The sequence below is a fragment of the Photobacterium sp. DA100 genome (assembly GCF_029223585.1).
Lineage (GTDB): Bacteria > Pseudomonadota > Gammaproteobacteria > Enterobacterales > Vibrionaceae > Photobacterium.
Genome location: NZ_CP119423.1, coordinates 1039625 through 1057809 on the forward strand (window position 1 = coordinate 1039625; position 18185 = coordinate 1057809).

Genomic DNA, 18185 nt, shown 5'->3' on the forward strand with positions numbered 1-18185 from the left:
GAGTTAAGCAATGTTTGAATATGAAGTATTGCGATTTATCTGGTGGGTGCTAATCGGTGTGCTATGCATCGGCTTCGCAGTCACTGATGGTTTTGATATGGGTGTGGGTGTACTGTCGCGCATTATCGGCAAGACAGACAACGAACGCCGTGTAATGATTAACTCGATCGCCCCGCACTGGGACGGTAACCAGGTTTGGTTGATCACCGCGGGTGGTGCCCTGTTTGCGGCATGGCCATTGGTATATGCAACAGCGTTCTCCGGCTTCTACTTTGCCATGATCATCACGCTAGCGGCACTTTGGCTGCGTCCGATCGGTTTTGACTACCGTTCGAAGATTGAAGATCCAAAGTGGCGTGAAACCTGGGACAAAGCGATCTTCGTAGGTAGCTTCGTACCGCCGGTTATCTTCGGTGTGGCGTTTGGTAACCTACTGCAGGGTGTACCGTTCGAGCTAAACGAGTTCTTGATCCCGACTTACAAGGGGTCGTTCTTCGGCCTGCTAAACCCGTTTGCCCTACTGTGCGGTATCGTGAGCATTCTGATGATCACCACCCAGGGTGCGGCATACCTGCAGATGAAAACCACCGACGCTATCCGCGAGCGCGCTCGCCGCGTTGCCATGCTTACCTCAGTGGGTACGGCAGTTTGTTTTGCCATTGCAGGTATCTGGGCTCAGAGCATCGAAGGTTACATCGTGACCTCTGAAATCATGACCAATGCGCCTTCTAACCCGCTGACCAAAGAAGTCATGCGCCAGAGCGGTGCGCTGTTTGCTAACTTTGACGCATACCCACTACTGTGGATTGCACCGGCGCTAGCGGTAGTGATGCCTGTACTGACCGTACTGAGCTCTCGTGCCAACCGCGGCGCACTGGCATTCATCACTTCTAGCCTGACTATGGCGGGCGTGATTTTGACGGCGGGTTTTGCCTTGTTCCCGTTCATCATGCCTTCAAGCCTGGTGCCAAACCACAGCTTGACCATGTGGGATGCGACGTCTTCTGAGCTGACGCTGAACATTATGACCGGTGTTGCGGCAGTGATGGTACCGATTATCCTGGCGTACACGTCTTGGTGTTACTACAAGATGTTTGGCCGCCTTGATACCAAATATATCGAAGAGAACAAGAACTCACTGTACTAAGGAGACAGACTATGTGGTATTTCGCTTGGATCCTGGGTGTGCTTCTGGCCTGCTCATTCGGTATCATCAACGCGCTGTGGCTTGAAGCGACAGAAAATATGGATAAAGAGGATATCGGTGAGTAACCTCGATCACTGGGTGAAGCGTGCCCACCAGTGGCTAGACTTCGGTCTGCTGCGCTTAGCGTCTCTGCTGATGTCGATGGCATCGGCAGGGCTGGTGGTGTGGGAGCCCACACTCTTCGCCCAGGCGATTGGCGGTTTCGGACCGATTATCTCGCCGGCCCTGATTTGGGCAACGTGTGCCGCCATGGTCTTCGGGGTGGGCTTCGTCCCACGCCGTTGGTACTGGCAGGTGTTTTTCACGCCATACGCCTCGTTGCCTATCTTGGCTTATATTTTGTTTTTGCGCCTAACATAATGATTTGATGTCAATCTGTTCGCGCTGATACAAAAACATACAATTGAAACAGCCCATTGCAATTGAGTAATGGGCTGTTTTTTTGTAACTGGATAAAATGCAGCCTTAGAGTGTGTCGGCAGCGGATGGCAGGCAGTGACAAGATCATCAAAAAGGAAAACTCTGTGTGTTTACTGCGAATGCATGATTCCAATCCGGTAGCCAAGTTAGGTATAGTAAGCCCTTGAGTAAAAGCCTAAATACATTGGGAACACCAAGGTTGGAATGGTAATGACCGAAGAGCATCCTTTTGACTGGCCGATCAGGGTCTACTACGAAGACACTGATGTCGGTGGCCTGGTTTATCATGCTAACTATATTAAGTTTTTTGAGCGGGCGAGGACGGAACTCTTCCGTTCTGTCGGTGTCAGTCTTAACGACTTGTTCGCCGAAAAAGTCAGTTTTGTTGTGCGCCATATGGAGGTTGATTATCTCAAGGGCGCCAAGTTGGATGATCAACTTGTTGTACGGACCTGGCCTAATACTATACGCCGGGCATCAATCGAATTTTGTCAGGTTTTAGTTAACACTAACGGGCAAACCTTGTGTAGCGCATCGATTCAGGTAGCCTGTGTCCACCCCGATACGTTGAAACCTATCAAGATCCCAGAACATATTTTATCGGAGATAACTAAGTGACTGAACTTTCGATTTTAGACCTTTTCCTACAGGCGAGCCTGTTGGGTAAGGTTGTTGTGATCATTTTGATGTGTATGTCTGTTGCATCCTGGACCATGATCATCAAGCGCTCCCAAGTCTTGTCACGGGCTAAATCTAACGTGGAGCGTTTTGAAGACCGTTTCTGGTCTGGCGTGGATCTGTCGCAGCTTTACCAAGAAGTGGAAGCGCGCAAGGATAGCCTGACCGGCACCGAGCAAATTTTCCATGCGGGTTTCAAGGAGTTTGCCCGCCTGCATCGCAACAACGGCAAGGCGCCTGAAGCGGTGATGGAAGGCACTGGGCGTGCGATGCGTGTGGCCATGTCTCGTGAAGTGGAAGAGCTGGAAACCAACCTGCCATTTTTGGCAACAGTCGGCTCGATCAGCCCGTATATCGGCCTGTTCGGTACGGTATGGGGGGTTATGCACGCCTTTATCGCCCTTGGTGCGGTGAAGCAAGCGACATTGGCGATGGTTGCACCGGGTATTGCCGAATCATTGATTGCAACGGCCATTGGTCTGTTCGCTGCGATCCCGGCGGTTATCTTTTTCAACAAGCTGACTAACCAGGTGGCTAAGCTTGAGCACTCTTATGCCACTTTCATGGATGAGTTTTCTAGCATTTTGCACCGCCAGGCATTTGCTGCTCACCAGGAGTAGAAGCGATGTCTTATCAACCGAAAAAACGCAAGGTTACTTGTGAAATCAATATAGTACCCTATATCGACGTGATGTTTGTGCTGCTGATTATCTTCATGGTGACGGCGCCATTTATTACTCAAGGGGTCGATGTTGATTTACCGAGCACCACCACGGCCAAGACGGCGGCCGAGTTGGTCGGTGAGAACAATGAAAAGCCACCGATTATTGTTGAAGTTGACCGCGACGGGCACCTAGGCATCAGTGTGGATGATCAGGAGATGCAGCGTGGTCTAGGCCTCAATGAACTGCTTACCCGTGTGCGTGCAGAGCTGCAGTTGAACCCCGAGTCTACGGTGCTAGTCGGTGGGGACGCACGTGCGCCTTATGCCTACATTATTGAGACGCTGGATGCACTCAACCAGGCGGGCGTTGGTTCGGTAGGTCTAATGACCGAACCTCTCGAACAATAAGCAGGCGGGCAGGATGAAAAAAAGAGAATATAGTGCTGCCTTCATTATTTCGTTAATTATGCATGGTTCACTGGTCGCTATGTTGTTGTGGGGAACGGATTTCATCATGACAAAACCTAAGCCCTCGGGCAGCATCGTTCAGGCGGTGGTGGTCGATCCGGCTTTGGTGAACCAGCAGGCACAGCGTATCCGCCAGCAGCGCGAAGCAGCAAAAACTGCCGAGCAGGACAGGCTCAAGCGCTTGGAGCAGCAGGCTGAAGCCTTGGAGAAAATGCGTCTGGAAGAAGAGCAGCGTTTACGTCAGCTCAAGGCGGACAAGCTTAGGGCGGAGAAAGAAGCCCGTGAAGCCGAGCAAGAGCGCAAGCGTGTAGCGGCCGAGCGAGCTAAAGCCGCGGAAGAGAAGCGTAAAGCGGACGAGGCCGCCCGTGTTGCCCGCGAGCAAGCCGCCAAAGCAGAAGCTGAGCGTAAAGCGAAACAGGAAGCAGCCAAAAAAGCTGAGGAAGAGCGCCAGCGTCAAGTAGCCGAGCAGCGTAAAGCTGAAGAAGCAAAGCGCCAGGCAGAAGCGGCTGCCGCGAAAGCCGAAGCTGAGCGCCAGGCACAGGTTGCAGCCAAGAAGAAAGCCGAGGAAGAAGCGCGCAAAGCGGAGGCCGCCCGTAAGGAAGCCGAACGCAAGGCCGCGGAAGCCCGTGAGCTTCAGCGCCAGCAGGAAGCGGCGTTGAATGATATGTTTGCCGGCTTGGAAGCTGAATCAGAGCAGCGTGGCGGTGCACGCGGTCAGTTTATTTCTGACGAGCGCGATCGCTATGGTGCGATTTACACCCAGATGATCCAGCAGAATTTGTTGGTGGAGCAGAGCTTTATCGGCAAGGAGTGTGTGATCCGCATGCGCCTGTCGAGCAATGGTTTGGTGCTAGATGCGTCGGAAGATGGCGGCGATAGTGCTGTCTGCCGGGCAGCCAAAGCCGCGGTGGTCAAGGTGAGCCAGTTCCCGATGCCGGAAGACCCTGCCGTGGTTGAGCAGCTTCGCAGCATCAGACTGACAGTAAGCCCGCAATAAGGAAGGAATAATGATGAAACGTTGGTTAATGGGCTTGTGCGTGGCACTGTTGAGTTTCAGCCAAATCGCACAGGCAGAGCTGGAATTGGTGATCACCGAAGGGGTGGACTCGGCCCGTCCTATCGGTGTGGTGCCGTTCAAGTGGGAAGGGGCCGGTCAGATGCCGACCGATATTTCGGCGGTCATTGCGTCTGATTTGCGCCGAAGCGGTAAGTTTTCGCCGGTCGCGACCAGCAGTATGCCGCAAACCCCTGCGAGCGAAGAGCAAGTCGATTATAACGCCTGGACATCAATGGGCGTCGATGCCTTGGTGACCGGTACGGTGACCATGAACGAGCAGGGCAACTATGTCATCAACTACCAGCTGATCGACGTGGTTCGCGGCCAGCTGACCAGCGGCCAGAGCCGCGGCTTGGAAAACGGCGAACTGGTGCTGACCAAGGATCACCTGATGATCAACAACCGGGCCACAGTCAAAGAGTCACGCCTACGCCATTATGCCCACCGTATCTCAGATATTGTGTACGAAAGGCTGACGGGCGAGAAAGGGGCGTTCCTGACCCGCATCGCCTATGTGGTGATTGATGACAAGGCTCAGTACCCGTACCAGCTGCGCGTAGCGGACTACGACGGCTACAACGAGCGCTTGGTGCTGAAATCACAGCAGCCGTTGATGTCGCCGTCTTGGTCGCCGGATGGCAGCAAGTTGGCCTACGTCAGCTTCGAGAACCAGCAGGCGCAGATCTTTATCATGGATATCTACAAGGGTACCCGTGAAATGGTGACGTCGTTCCCGCGCCATAACGGTAACCCGCGTTTCTCGCCAGATGGCAAGAAGCTGGCGATTGTGCTGTCGAAGAGTGGTAGCTTGCAGATCTATATCAAAGACCTGGAAACCAAGGAATTGAAGCAGATCACCCGTGGCCGCGCGAACAATACCGAGGCATTTTGGGATCCGAGCGGCGACTCTTTGATTTTTACCTCAGACAGAGGTGGTAACCCACAGATTTATAGAGTAAATTTAGCTGACGGTTCGACTAAGCGCCTGACTTGGCAAGGAAGTCAGAACCTCGGTGGTCAATTGACGCCTGATGGCCGCTACCTGATTATGGTGAATCGGTCTGATTCTGGCTACAACATTGCCAAGCAAGATTTGAAAACCAATGCCGTACAGGTACTGACCAAGACATTTTTGGATGAATCACCAAGCATTGCGCCAAATGGCGGCATGGTGATTTACAGCTCGGTCAATAATAAGTCCAACGAGCTGTCACTAGTGTCGATTGATGGGCGATTTAAAGCAAGATTACCTGCTACTAACGGGCGGGTGAGGGCTCCTGCCTGGGGACCTTTCCTCTAAGTTAGCTGCAACTCGTAATAAAAAAGGAAAATAAAATGCAACTGAACAAAGTTTTAAAGGGTTTGGCAATTGCGCTGCCAATGTTTACTCTAGCGGCGTGTAGCTCAAGCGAAAGCACTGATAGCTCAGCGGCGTCAGAGACCAACACAGGTTCAACAACTGAGCAATCTACGGTAGTAACATCACCGGTTGAGCAAGAGCCAGTACTTTCTGAGCAGGAGCTACGCAGCCAGCAGCTACGTCAAGAGCAAACTATCTACTTCAAGTTTGACAACGCTGAAATCCAGCCTGACTACCAGGACATGCTGACCGCTCACGCTGAGTACCTACGTGACAACGCTGAAGTTAAAGTGATCGTGGAAGGTCACGCCGACGAGCGCGGTACACCAGAGTACAACATCGCACTGGGCGAGCGTCGTGCCAATGCAGTTGCTAAGTACCTACAGGCGCTAGGCGTATCTGCAAGCCAAATCTCAATTGTTAGCTACGGTGAAGAAAAGCCTCTAGTTCTAGGCCACACTGAAGCTGACTACGCCAAGAACCGTCGTTCGGTTCTGGTTTACTAAGCCATCATAGGTAATTACGATGAACAGTAACACAATGCGAAAGCTCGCATTTACGTTGCTGGTTGGTGCGGCGACCCAGGTGGTCGCCGCACCTGCTCCTGTTACTGAAATTAGCGGTAGCAGTGCGCAGGGCGATAGCCTGGAACGTCTGGAAAGGATGATTGAGGCTCGCAACCAGGTGCAGTTGGATATGCAACGGCAACTGGATCAGCTGGCAACCGAAATGGATGAGCTACGAGGTATCGTAGAAAGAAACAGCTACGATTTAAGCCAGATGCTTGAGCGTCAGCGCGAGCTCTATCGTGAGATTGATGCCCTCAGTCGTCAGCCTCAAGCTAAGCCGGCTGACGAAAAATCATCAGAAAAGGCAAGTAGCGAAGTATACTCCAGCAATGTGAGTGAGAACGAAGCGTATGAATCAGCCGTGAACCTGATCTTGAAGGAGAAGGATTACACCGGCGCGATCACTGCGTTCAAAGGCTTTCTTACTACCTACCCTGAATCAAGCTACAAGCCGAATGCCCATTACTGGCTTGGTCAGCTTTACTTCACGCAAAACCAACTCCCCGAAGCGGCAGAGCAATTCACCGCGGTGGCCAGTTTTGAGAAGTCCAACAAGCGAGCCGATGCGTTGCTGAAACTCGGTATTATTGCCGAGCGGAGCAAGAAAACCGCAGAGGCGAAGAAATACTACCAGCAAGTTATTTCAGCTTATCCGAACTCAACCAGTTCGCGTCAGGCGCAAAGTAACCTCGACAAGCTATAAGCGTTTGCTCGGATGGATTGCAAAAGGCCGGTTGACCGGCCTTTTTTGATCCATGCTATTTGAACGTTTGCGGTGTATAATGCGCGGATTGTACATGGACAGCAATAGAGCAACCGAGCTATGAGTCTAACATTTGATCCCTCTGAAATGGTTTACCCGTTTCCACCTAAGCCAATTCCGCTAACCGCTGATGAGCAGCAGGCGTACAAGGCAAAAATCAAGGCACTGCTGAAGGAAAAAGATGCAGTGCTGGTGGCCCACTACTATACCGATCCTGAAATCCAGGCGCTGGCGGAAGAGACCGGAGGGTTTGTTGGTGACTCGCTGGAAATGGCCAAGTTCGGTAACCAGCACCCGGCCAAGACGCTGGTGATTTGTGGCGTACGCTTCATGGGTGAGTCAGCCAAGATCCTGACCCCGGAAAAGCGAGTATTGATGCCGACCCTGGAAGCGGAGTGTTCGCTAGACCTCGGCTGTCCGATTGATGAGTTCAGCAAGTTCTGTGATGCCCATCCAGACCATACCGTTGTAGTTTACGCCAACACCTCCGCCGCGGTAAAAGCCCGTGCCGACTGGGTGGTGACCTCGAGTATCGCGCTGGAAATTGTTGAGCACCTAGACAGCGAAGATAGGAAAATTATCTGGGGTCCCGACCGTCACTTAGGTTCGTACATCCAGAAACAAACCGGTGCCGAAATGCTGTTGTGGCAGGGTGAATGTGTGGTTCATGACGAGTTCTCGGCCAAAGCCTTGCGTGACATGAAACACTTGTATCCGGATGCCGCGATTTTGGTACATCCAGAATCCCCAGCCAGTGTTGTGGCCCTGGCGGATGCGGTAGGCTCGACCAGCCAGCTGATCAAAGCGGCTAAAGAGCTGCCTAACCAGCAGCTGATTGTGGCTACGGACAAGGGTATCTTCTTCAAGATGCAACAAATGGTGCCGGGCAAAGAGCTGATTGAAGCGCCGACAGCCGGTGCCGGTGCCACATGCCGTAGCTGTGCCCACTGTCCGTGGATGGCGATGAATGGCCTCAAAGCGATCGAGCAGGGCTTGCGAGAAGGTGGCGAGCAGCACGAAATCTTTGTTGATGAATCGCTGCGTGAAAAGTCGCTGATCCCGCTCAACCGTATGCTGGACTTTGCTGCCCAGCTGCAGGCCAGCGTGAAAGGCAACGCGTAGTGCCATCTCTGCCAAAAAAGAGCGACCCTGGGGTCGCTCTTTTTTTATGTAACACAGCTCATATTTGGTTAGAATCAACCTTTTGATAAAGGAGATTTTCTGTGGGACAGACAATGCTTACGGTCGCCTTGCCCATTGCGCTGGCTTGGATGATGTATTGTGTCGGTTTGACGCTGTCTTTGGCTGACTTCAAGCGAGTAGGGCGTTATCCGCGGGTTGTGTTTTCCGGATTGGCAGCCCAGTTGATCGGCTTACCACTGATTGCCCTGGCCTTGATCCATTCTCTTGGTTTGCCGGAAGTCGTCGCTGTTGGCCTGTGGCTCCTGGCATTGGCACCGGGTGGGGCATCGTCCAACGTGATCACCCACTTGTGCGGCGGAAATACCGCGCTTTCCATTTCAATGACCGCAGTGAGTAGCTTGATCATCCCTTTTAGCCTACCTCTACTACTTCCCGTGGTGCTTAGTGATAGCCAGTTGGTACTGCCGTTGAAAACGGCTATTTTGCAGTTGGTGATGGTTACCTTGGTCCCCGTTTCTATCGGCATGCTGTGCCATCATTTTGGCCGTGGCAAGGGGTATGGGCGTTTTGCTAAATGGGCGGGGCGTTCGTCAATCTGGGTGTTGATGTTCACGGTTGCAATTACCTTAGCGGCCAACACCAAGGTGTTCCAGCAGTTGTTCTCCACGGTTTCTGTCGTTGCCATTGCCCTATGCCTGTTGGGTATGGCGCTGGGTGTAGTCGTTGCCTTTTGGCTTAAAGGGGGGGAGGTATTGACCAAGACTCTGGCAATCGAAGTGGGGATCCAAAATGCCGGGACCGCGATCTTTGTCGCGGTGGTACAGCTCAAGCAACCAGAGCTGGCACTGACACCCCTGCTATATGGGGTGTTGATGAATATTCCGGTCGCCGTGATGATTTACCGCTACCAGCGGGGGCATTCGCGCTCGCTCTTCGCCCGCTAGAAAAAAGGCGGTAACTGTGGTTACCGCCTTTTACTTGCCTAATCTTTGATTATGCTTCTTCGTCGCCTTCGCTAACCAGCTGGTAGGCGCGGATTGTCAGGCCAGATAACATGGTAGGGACCGAGGTGAAGATTTCCTCGAACTGGGCTAGGCCATCGGCGCCTTCCTGGGACAGGGCCTCCATTGCATTCTCCGGATCGTACAGCAGGCTGAAGCACAGCAGTACGCCGCCAAGCAGAGCGTTGTTTTCGCTTTCTTCTGGCATAATGGTTTCCCAGTCATCGCGGGATAGCTGCCAGCCCTGAAGAAGCCCTTCGGCAAACTCACGGGTTTCTGTCGACACCAGTTCTTTGTCATCCAGCGCACAACCTTCCGGCCACTGCCAGCTACCGTCCAGCAGAGACTCGCGGTTTTCGTTCCACAGTTCAACAATCGCATTGGCGTAGGCTTCCAGCTCTTCCTGGCTGGCAAAAGGTGAAGTCTCTTCGCCACCCCACATGAATGCTAGCCATTCTGACGGGTTGATCAGGTGAGGGGCTGCCGCCATTGCGGTCACAAAACCACGGGTCTGGGCTTCAGATAGTAACTGTTGGGCCAATTGCGGATTCGCCAGCAGTGTGCGTAAAGAAGAAGACATAATTCGCTCTCGTATATTTGATATCTGGGTTGGTCCAACGCAAGGCTGTCGCTGGAAGAACACGATTTATACGAAGTATTGTAACAGGGTCGTGAAGATGGTGGCACTGTTCACCGGTAAATCATGATGTTTGCTGTAATTGTGAGCACTCGATTGATTGTGCTGTGTTTTTTGTTGACCTTTATCCCCCAAGCCTCTATAGTAGCGACCCTGTTGAGGCGACATGCCTTGGCAATACAATTTGGTGAGGTGTCCGAGTGGCTGAAGGAGCACGCCTGGAAAGTGTGTATACGGCAACGTATCGAGGGTTCGAATCCCTCCCTCACCGCCATCTTCTTAAAAAAAGACGTCCTAGGACGTCTTTTTTTATGCCTGGAGTTTATTGAAACCAATAACTCCCGTTTACCGATTCACTTAGTGTGAATGATGCAATAGCCCTGCTGAAATCATTGCCGTCGCAGCAATGGCCTGGCAGCGTGGTGAACTAACGCAACTTCCAGCGGCTACCTCGTGATCACTTGAGTAAACGGTTTGATCTTCTTTTATCGTTTCAAGCACCTTGATGTCGGCCAGTGATTCTGGCTTGGCGGTTAATGGATTTGCAGACAGAATGGTGAAGTCTGCGAGTTTCCCCACTTCCAATGAACCTTTATTTTTCTCTTCCTTGTATTGTGTGGCAGCCCATAATGTTTGCGCTTTTAATCCATCAAGCGCCGATACTCGTTGCTTAGGCCCCAGCACATGACCGGTACGACTTACACGATTCACCGTCGCAGAGTAAACACGCATTGAGTTAGGCAGAGCGACCGGAGAATCATGGTGGGAGGTGTAAATCATTCCCAAGTCTCGAGCCCAGCCGGTTGGGGAGATATTTTCCGCTCGCGCTTTACCTAAAACGGAATTCATGTGCCAATCTCCCCAGTAGAAGGTGTGCATGGGGAAAAAGGAAGGGAAGACACCCAGGCGCTTGAACCTTTCAACTTGATCTTTACGGGCGGTTTGGGCGTGGATAGCGACGAACCCCCGATCTGGGACACCGTGTTTCTTCTCGCTTGCCTCAATGCCATTGAGTAGCTGATCGATGGCAGCATCGCCGTTGACATGCGTGAGCAACTGCCATCCATTTGTGTGTGCCAACTCTATAAGCTCTGCCGCTTTTTCGTCGCTCATACTTGGATAGCCTTTGTACCCTTTCTCCTGACCGACAGGTGGAACAAGGTAAGGCTCTGTTAGCCATGCGGTTTTACCTTGCGGCGAGCCATCAAGGTTGAGTTTTGCACCCGCAACCCGAAACCCATTTGAGTACTCAGCCGAATAGTAAGGAGGGGAGATAACGTCTTGCGCCACTTGAATATCAGGGTAGGCTGCCACGTCGATAGGAAGCTTTTCACGTTGAGCAAGGTCGTACATGGTTTTAACTGCCGATGTAGAAGCTCGGCCTTCCTGAGCCGTGGTGTAACCAAAGCTCGCGTAGAGATCTATCCCCGCTCTGAAAATCACTTCGTTTTCTTTCGCGCTTAGTTTGGCGAACATCGGTAGCAATGTACCAAAGAAGGCCGTCTCTTCCAGCACTCCGTTGGGGGTTGCGCCGTCACTCTCACGACGGATCTTCCCCCCATCCGGGTCTGTGCTCTGTGCCGTCAGACCTGCCAGCTCCAATGCTTTGGTATTCAACGTAGCCAAGTGCCCCGATTGGTGAATAATCAGCACCGGAAGATCTTTAGATACCTCATCCAGCTCTTGGCGCGTTGGGTGCCTTTGCTCTTTTAGCTGCGAATCATCATAGCCAAAGCCTAGAATAATGCCGTGTTTGCTGTTTTCGGGTTTGGCAAACCAGGATTTGAGCTCTTCTTGCAAGGAAGCGATGTCATTAACTGCACCGTCCGGAGCGGCAAGTAAGTTGGCAGAGAGGGCCTGAATGCCAGTATTAAAGACGTGGCCGTGGGCGTCAATAAAGCCAGGGATCATGGTTTTCCCATCTAAATCAACCACTCGTGTATTTTTATCTCGTAATTTCATGAGTTCTGATTCACTACCGACAGCTAATATTCGACCATTTTTAACCGCTATAGCCTCGGAGCTTGGGGCAGCGTCGTTAACTGTAATGATCTCCCCGCCAGCATAGATGGTATCTGCGAAAGGTTTGGGCGGCGTTGTCGCCGAAGCAGTAACGCAGATAGAGCACAGGATTAATGTTAACAGTGAAACCTTCATGAAATTTCCTTCCGGTAACAGCTAAAAACAGCTTGGCAATAAGTAGAAAGTCTAGCTTAATCCAAGCGCCTTTCGCTTAAGGGGTTACTCAACTCACCGCTTGGCTGTCCCTCTTCCCGCGTTCCCCGCTTTGCCCAGCGCCTTGTTCATCTGCTTGATGCGGGCAGCGATTGCGCCATTGATGCTGTTGGGCGGATAGTGCTTTTTGCTGTTGGGTTGGCCCATCGGCAGCCCTGTGAGCAGGGCCATGACCTGATTGACATGCTCGACGGTCCAGATATGGAACTGCTGCTCGGCCACTGCATGGCGCACCTTTTGGTTCACCATCAGGTGGACGGTGTTGGTTTGAGGAATGATCACGCCCTGCTCGCCGGTTAGGCCGCTGGCACTGCAGATATCATAGAAGCCTTCAATTTTTTCGTTGACGCCACCGATAGCTTCTATGTTGCCATGCTGGTCGATGGCCCCGGTCACGGCGATGTTTTGCTTGAGCGGGACTTGGGCGATGGCGGAGAGCAGGGCGCACAGCTCGGCTGCCGACGCACTGTCTCCGTCTACCATACCGTAGGATTGCTCGAAGGTGAGGGTGGCCGAAAAAGCCAGCGGTTGCTGTTGTTCGTATTGTTCGCGCAGGAAAGCCGTCAGTATCATTACCCCTTTGGAATGGCTCGGGCCGCTCAAGTCCACTTCCCGCTCAATATCGATAATACTGCTGGTACCAAGATGGACGGCTGCGGTGATCCGGCTGGGGCGGCCGAACAGGCTGTCGTCAAGGGCGATGATCGACAGGCCGTTTATCTGGCCGATGGTTGATCCCTGGGTCTGAATCTGGCTGATACCGCGGTGGATATTGTCGGTGATGCATTCTTTGAGATAGCTGCGCCGATACTCGCGGGCCTCAATGGCCTGCTCAATGGCAGCGGCGGTGATCAGCTCACAATCGTGTTGCTGGGCCCAGTAGTTTGCCTCGGTGATGATCCCGCTAAGTGTATCTCGGTGCAGGGTCATTTTTTCCCCGTCTTCGACCAGTCGGGCAGCGTATTCGACCAGCATGGCTACCGCCGTGCGATCAAGATGGCGTGTGCATGCCCCGGCCTGCAGTGAGCGGATAAAGCGAGCGTAGAGCTGGCAAGAACCTGCGGTACGGCTGATTTCCTCGGCGCAGTCGGCTTGGATGTTGAACAGTTGCCCGAAGTCCGGATCGTAGCGCTTGAGCAGGTAGTAGGTCATGCGATCGCCGATCAAAATGACTTTGATGTCTACCGGGATCGCATCGGGTTCCAAGCTAGAAAGGGCCGTGACACTGAGCTGCTGCTCCAGGGGCTGGATCTTGATCTCGCCGGACTGCAGGGTTCGCTTGAACAGGTCCCAGACGAAAGGCTTATTGAGCAGCTGGATCACATCGAGTATGAGGTAACCGCCGTTGGCGCGATGGAAGGCTCCGGGCTTTATCAGAGTAAAATTGGTAATGAAGGTACCGAGCTCGCCCTTGTGCTCGATCCGGCCTATTAAGTTGGCATAAGTCGGGTTGTCCTCGTAGATGACCGGAGGTGACGGGCTCTGGCTATTGTCAATAATGATATTGACGTCATAGGCGGTAAATGGGCTGACGCTGAGCTTTTGCCCGGTGTACTCATTGACTTCGGTTTCTAGGCTGCCGTTGAACAGGGGGATATTATTGAGCACGTGCAGCCTGAGCGCTGCGATATGGCGTGCCACGCAATCGACAGCCTTGAGGTCTTCGGGGAGTTGGCCGATAAGGTAGTCGAGGGTACTGGCAACGAACTCCTTCTCCAGCTGATCTTTCTTGCTTCTCATCTCCTGATCCCAGATAGGCACCTGTTTTAGCAGGTTGACCAGCATCAGTCTCAACTCGTCGATCGCCTGGTCGATGAACTTTTGCTGCTCTTCGGGAAGCTTGGCGAACTCCTCTTTGCTGATTACCTTGCCGTCCTTGACCGGGTGAATGACGTAGCCGTTGCGCGAACGCTTGAGGATGCAGCTTTTCTCTTTGGCGACCTTCTCGATGGACTGGAACGCCTCGATTTCCTTGTCGTTGAGCTCGTTTTGCAGTTTATCGGTATGGTGGATGAATTCTTCATTTTGCAGCGAGGAAGGGATGGTTTTTCTGAGCTCCGCTATGAGTTGGCTGAGGCTTTGTTTTAGGACGCCTCCCATTCCCGCAGGCAGCTCAAGGGCTATAGGTTGATTGCTATTGTTGAAATTGTTGACGTAGCACCAGTCTGAGAGCGGCTTGTCTTTGTCGAGGTGCTGGGCCAGCAGTTGTTCGGTTATCGAGTGCTTGCCAAGCCCCGCCGATCCCATGACAAAGATATTGAAGCCTTGGGCTGGGATCCCAATCCCGACCTTGAGGGCCTCGACAGCACGTTCGAGCCCCACCGGACTTTCCGCCGGCTCAATCTCCTCTGTCGTCTCAAAATTAAACTGGGTAGGATCGCAGGGGTGGAAGAGCTCGGCGGCCTCCAGCTTGGTGGCTGAAGTTACCTGGCCGGTATGGGCGGAATGGCGGGCCGAGATCGCCGTCTTGCGTGGTTGATTGGCCTTCTTAGAGGGGAAATCATTCATAGCATTCGCTGATCCGGCATCGAAAACATAACGCTAAGTATACTAACCAATTGCACAATTTACTGACTTACTGTTGGACTGTGGCTGGGGGGAGGCCTGAAGCGGAGCTTTGCCTTTTTCAAATAAGAGGGATTCTCCTATCTTTAAGGGGGAGGCAGAATATTATGATTGAGTTTGATCAGCTATCTGAGTTTTTCTCTGACTTCTATGACATTAAGGCCAGGGGGCAATTCATCTATTTTGATTTCCATTTGCACACCACAGCCTCACCGCGGATCATGACTCCGCCTTCTGTGCTGGCCTTTTTGACAGAGACCAACCATTTGATTTCGGTAACGGATCACAACGATATCCGGGGTGCGGCCACGGCTTGCGATAAAGGGCTGAATAATGTTCCGGGGATGGAGCTGGTTTGCGAGGATGGCTTCGAGCTTCTGGTCTATTTCAGAACCATGGAGCAGCTGGAGGCTTTCTATAGCGGGGAAGTCGAAAAGAACAAGCACTGTTACCGGGCAAGGAGGACGACCAGGGACATTGGCTATTACCTCGATCTGTTGGCAGAAAGGGAGTGCTACCTCTCGATACCCCATATCAACGGCCTTGCGCAGAAGAACTACCTAAAATATTTGCCCTACATGAAGAATGTGCTCAAAAGGGTCAATGCCATTGAAACCTATAACCATGCGCTTCCGAGGAACCGAAATATCAATGCGCAGATCGTGAGGCGAGCCTATCAGCTGGAGGCAACCTTCGGCAGTAGCGCACTTATCGCCCGCGAGCTAATGTCCTTCTACCGCTACCTCGACCAAGAGGAAAGGCGACACCCTCGAATGCTGGAGAGCCTCTACAGGCAGTCGTTGGTATCACCGCTTGCCCAGTCGTGGACTGGGCAATGAGCTGCTGGGGTTAGTGTTTCTTGGTTCCCAGGAACTGGGCAACAACGATAATCGCGACGGCCACTAAGTTGGCCGCAAAGATGATTTCCAGCCACTGCGGCATTGAAAGCCCCAGGAACTGCCATACAATCTTTCCGCAATCCCCCGAGGCTTCGAACATCCAAGGTACCCATTGGTTGAGCGGAGCCCAGGCCGGGAAGTTGACATCCAGCGCACAGGTTGCTGACCATGGAAACTCAGGGAATTGGTAGCCGACATGCTCTTGAGCTAGGGCCAGCCCTTGGTAGGAGCTGTAAGCCCAGCCGGCGAGTCCTGCCCAGCGAATGATGTTGTTTTTCGGTGCAATCATGCCCAGGATAGCGGCAAAACCGATCCCCATCATGGCAACGCGCTCGTAGATGCACATGACACATGGATCAAGTTTCATGGCATGCTGGAAGAATAGGGCACAGGCTTCAAAAAAGATGATAAAAGCCAGCAAGATCGCCCACGAAAGGCGGCTCTTCGAAAAAGTATTTAAAAAATACATACGGTGTTCCTGATTGAAAGGTTAACTGCTAAATCGGCTCAGGGACGGTTTACTGTCACCATTGCGAGCAGGTTTAGCACTTAGCCATTGCCTGTAATGACCTAAAAAGTGCCAATTTCTATCAAGCGAAAGGGCTAAAAGATAAATACTAGCACCAAATAATAACGAAAAATACAATAAAGCCCTGACGATTCAGGGCTTTAATACAGACAATCAGAGATTGAAAAAATTCAATTAATGGCCAACCGCTGGCGCAATTTGTGAAGCAGCCTCCACGGCGCCCTGCGTGATCCAGCCGAGGTCATAGAACCACTGGGTCATCGGTACCAGCGTGAACTCGATACAGGCCAAGCCAACCAGTGACAGCACGAGGGTGTATGGCAGCGCCATGTAGACCATGCGACCGTAGGACAGGCGGATCAGCGGCGCCAGTGCCGACGTCAAGGCAAACAGGAATGCCGCCTGGCCATTTGGTGTCGCGACAGACGGTAGGTTGGTACCGGTATTGATTGCCACGGCCAGCATATCGAACTGTTCGCGGGTGATGATCCCGCTTAGCAATGCCGCCTTAACTTCATTGATGTATACCGTGCCGACGAACACATTGTCGGACACCATTGAAAGCAGACCGTTGGCAATGTAGAACATGGTCATCTGCATGCTACCTTCAAGGCTCAGCACCATCTCGATGATAGGCGCAAACAGGTGCTGGTCGATGATCACCGCGACAATGGAGAAGAACACGGCCAATAGGGCGGTAAATGGCAGGGCTTCTTCGAAGGCCTTGCCGAGCGCGTGCTCGTCGGTAATACCGGTGAAGGAGGTCGCGAGGATGATGACGGTCAGGCCGATCAGGCCTACTGCCGCAAGGTGCATCGCCAAGCCAACGATAAGCCAAATCGCAATCACAACCTGAACGACCAGTTTGGCATAGTCGAGGTTGGTGCGGCTCTTGCGCTCTTCATTGTCGAACTCGACCAAGATCCGGCGGACGTTTTCAGGCAGACGGGCACCGTAACCGCAAATCTGGAATTTCTCGACCAAGACACAAGTGACGATACCGCACAGGAAGACCGGCAAAGTCACTGGCAGCATGCGGATGATAAATTCACCGAAGAGCCAGCCCGCCTGATCGGCGATGATCAGGTTCTGCGGCTCACCGACCATGGTCATCACCCCACCCAGTGCGGTACCGATACCGGCGTGCATCAGCAGGCTGCGCAAGAAGGCTCGGTAGTTTTCCAAGTCATCGCGGCTGACTTCAAGGATATGCTTATCCGAGGTGTGGTCGTGCGACGCGTGCGGTTCTTGGCCAGAAGCCACCTTGTGGTAAATGCTGTAGAAACCAATGGTCACACTGATGACAACGGCGATGACGGTCAGGGCATCAAGGAAGGCTGACAGGAAAGCGGCCATGACACAGAATGACAGCGAGAGCAGGGTCTTGGAGTGAATGCCGATCAATATCTTGGTGAAGATATAAAGCAGCAACTGCTTCATGAAGTAGATACCCGCAACCATGAAGATCAAGAGCAAGAGCACTTCGATATTGGCAACCAGTTCGTGCTTGACCATTTCCGGGCTGGTCATCCCGATTGCGACCGCTTCAATGGCTAGCAAGCCACCGGGCTGCAACGGGTAGCACTTCAACGCCATTGCCAAGGTAAAGATAAACTCGATAACGAGCAACCAACCTGCAACGAAGGGGTCAATCAGAAAGAAAACAATGGGGTTGATGATCAGGAAAGCAATGATAGCGACCTTGTACCAGTCGGGTGCTTTACCGAGGAAGTTTTTTATAAAGGCGTTCCCTAGCGAAATTGCCATGTGTTCGAGTCTCTTAATATACGCAAATACTATTAATAATGAGCTGCGTTGCTATCTTGCCTTTGAAGTCCGAGAGCAGGATAACCATTATGTTATTGTTCTGGTTAAGTGTTCTTTTGAGACCCTCTAAGCTAAAGACCATTTCCTTGATGGTGTTTAACTTAAAGCAGGCAGCAGCATCCGTTCAGCTCCCAGAGTGAAAACGTGCTAACTCTACCGCGTG

18 protein-coding genes and 1 tRNA gene are annotated in these 18185 nt (G+C 52.4%); 14 read left to right on the top strand and 5 right to left on the bottom strand.

Annotated features, from left to right (window positions below; all coding sequences use genetic code 11):
- Positions 1-10 precede the first annotated feature (10 nt).
- The 12 genes from cydB to PTW35_RS05280 all read left to right on the top strand — a co-directional run bounded on the left by cydB (position 11) and on the right by PTW35_RS05280 (position 9273).
- Positions 11-1147: a cytochrome d ubiquinol oxidase subunit II gene (cydB, locus tag PTW35_RS05225; RefSeq protein ID WP_281026804.1), complete on the top strand. Its 1137-nt coding sequence runs from the start codon at positions 11-13 to the stop codon at positions 1145-1147.
- An 11-nt stretch (positions 1148-1158) separates the two neighbouring features.
- The gene (gene cydX / locus PTW35_RS05230) at positions 1159-1272 is read left to right on the top strand and encodes a cytochrome bd-I oxidase subunit CydX (RefSeq protein WP_044622852.1); all 114 of its coding nucleotides are present in this window, start codon (positions 1159-1161) and stop codon (positions 1270-1272) included.
- Positions 1265-1567: a cyd operon protein YbgE gene (gene ybgE / locus PTW35_RS05235; RefSeq protein WP_039459131.1), complete on the top strand. Its 303-nt coding sequence runs from the start codon at positions 1265-1267 to the stop codon at positions 1565-1567. The genes cydX and ybgE overlap by 8 nt, the downstream gene beginning before the upstream one ends.
- Before the next feature lie 270 nt (positions 1568-1837).
- Complete coding sequence (ybgC, locus tag PTW35_RS05240; protein ID WP_044622853.1) at positions 1838-2245, top strand: tol-pal system-associated acyl-CoA thioesterase; 408 nt, start codon at positions 1838-1840, stop codon at positions 2243-2245.
- The gene (gene tolQ / locus PTW35_RS05245; RefSeq protein ID WP_039459139.1) at positions 2242-2925 is read left to right on the top strand and encodes a protein TolQ; all 684 of its coding nucleotides are present in this window, start codon (positions 2242-2244) and stop codon (positions 2923-2925) included. Before ybgC ends, tolQ begins: the two co-directional genes overlap by 4 nt.
- Positions 2926-2930: 5 nt before the next feature.
- A complete protein-coding gene (gene tolR / locus PTW35_RS05250; RefSeq protein ID WP_281026805.1) occupies positions 2931-3377 on the top strand; it encodes a protein TolR in 447 nt (148 codons plus the stop codon).
- A gap of 13 nt (positions 3378-3390) precedes the next feature.
- The gene (gene tolA, locus PTW35_RS05255) at positions 3391-4434 is read left to right on the top strand and encodes a cell envelope integrity protein TolA (RefSeq protein WP_281026806.1); all 1044 of its coding nucleotides are present in this window, start codon (positions 3391-3393) and stop codon (positions 4432-4434) included.
- 10 nt (positions 4435-4444) lie between these two features.
- Entirely contained in the window at positions 4445-5794 is a 1350-nt protein-coding gene (tolB, locus tag PTW35_RS05260; RefSeq protein ID WP_281026807.1) for a Tol-Pal system beta propeller repeat protein TolB, read from the top strand.
- Positions 5795-5829: 35 nt separating this feature from the next.
- A complete protein-coding gene (gene pal / locus PTW35_RS05265; RefSeq protein ID WP_039459151.1) occupies positions 5830-6360 on the top strand; it encodes a peptidoglycan-associated lipoprotein Pal in 531 nt (176 codons plus the stop codon).
- A gap of 19 nt (positions 6361-6379) precedes the next feature.
- A complete protein-coding gene (gene ybgF / locus PTW35_RS05270) occupies positions 6380-7126 on the top strand; it encodes a tol-pal system protein YbgF (protein ID WP_281026808.1) in 747 nt (248 codons plus the stop codon).
- 120 nt (positions 7127-7246) lie between these two features.
- Complete coding sequence (gene nadA / locus PTW35_RS05275) at positions 7247-8308, top strand: quinolinate synthase NadA (protein ID WP_281026809.1); 1062 nt, start codon at positions 7247-7249, stop codon at positions 8306-8308.
- A gap of 101 nt (positions 8309-8409) precedes the next feature.
- Positions 8410-9273, top strand: coding sequence for a bile acid:sodium symporter family protein (locus PTW35_RS05280; protein WP_281026810.1), 864 nt, complete (start codon positions 8410-8412; stop codon positions 9271-9273).
- A gap of 49 nt (positions 9274-9322) precedes the next feature.
- Here PTW35_RS05280 and PTW35_RS05285 read toward each other — a convergent pair whose 3' ends face one another.
- Positions 9323-9910 (bottom strand): UPF0149 family protein, encoded by a 588-nt coding sequence (locus tag PTW35_RS05285; RefSeq protein ID WP_281026811.1) that lies wholly within the window; start codon positions 9908-9910, stop codon positions 9323-9325.
- 243 nt (positions 9911-10153) lie between these two features.
- On the opposite strand from PTW35_RS05285, the gene PTW35_RS05290 reads away from it, so the two are divergent.
- A tRNA-Ser gene (locus PTW35_RS05290) sits at positions 10154-10241 on the top strand.
- A gap of 83 nt (positions 10242-10324) precedes the next feature.
- Here the strand turns inward: PTW35_RS05290 and PTW35_RS05295 are convergent.
- Both PTW35_RS05295 and PTW35_RS05300 read right to left on the bottom strand, forming a co-directional pair.
- Positions 10325-12124 (bottom strand): amidohydrolase, encoded by a 1800-nt coding sequence (locus PTW35_RS05295; RefSeq protein ID WP_281026812.1) that lies wholly within the window; start codon positions 12122-12124, stop codon positions 10325-10327.
- A 93-nt stretch (positions 12125-12217) separates the two neighbouring features.
- Positions 12218-14710: an AAA family ATPase gene (locus tag PTW35_RS05300; protein WP_281026813.1), complete on the bottom strand. Its 2493-nt coding sequence runs from the start codon at positions 14708-14710 to the stop codon at positions 12218-12220.
- 164 nt (positions 14711-14874) lie between these two features.
- Between PTW35_RS05300 and PTW35_RS05305 the strand changes: the two genes are divergently transcribed.
- The gene (locus PTW35_RS05305; protein WP_281026814.1) at positions 14875-15606 is read left to right on the top strand and encodes a PHP domain-containing protein; all 732 of its coding nucleotides are present in this window, start codon (positions 14875-14877) and stop codon (positions 15604-15606) included.
- A 10-nt stretch (positions 15607-15616) separates the two neighbouring features.
- On the opposite strand, the gene dsbB is transcribed toward PTW35_RS05305, so the two are convergent.
- Together dsbB and nhaB are read right to left on the bottom strand one after the other, a co-directional pair.
- Complete coding sequence (dsbB, locus tag PTW35_RS05310; protein ID WP_281026815.1) at positions 15617-16135, bottom strand: disulfide bond formation protein DsbB; 519 nt, start codon at positions 16133-16135, stop codon at positions 15617-15619.
- Between the two features lie 234 nt (positions 16136-16369).
- Positions 16370-17962, bottom strand: a complete 1593-nt coding sequence (nhaB, locus tag PTW35_RS05315) for a Na(+)/H(+) antiporter NhaB (RefSeq protein ID WP_281026816.1) — start codon at positions 17960-17962, stop codon at positions 16370-16372.
- Between the last annotated feature and the right edge of the window lie 223 nt (positions 17963-18185).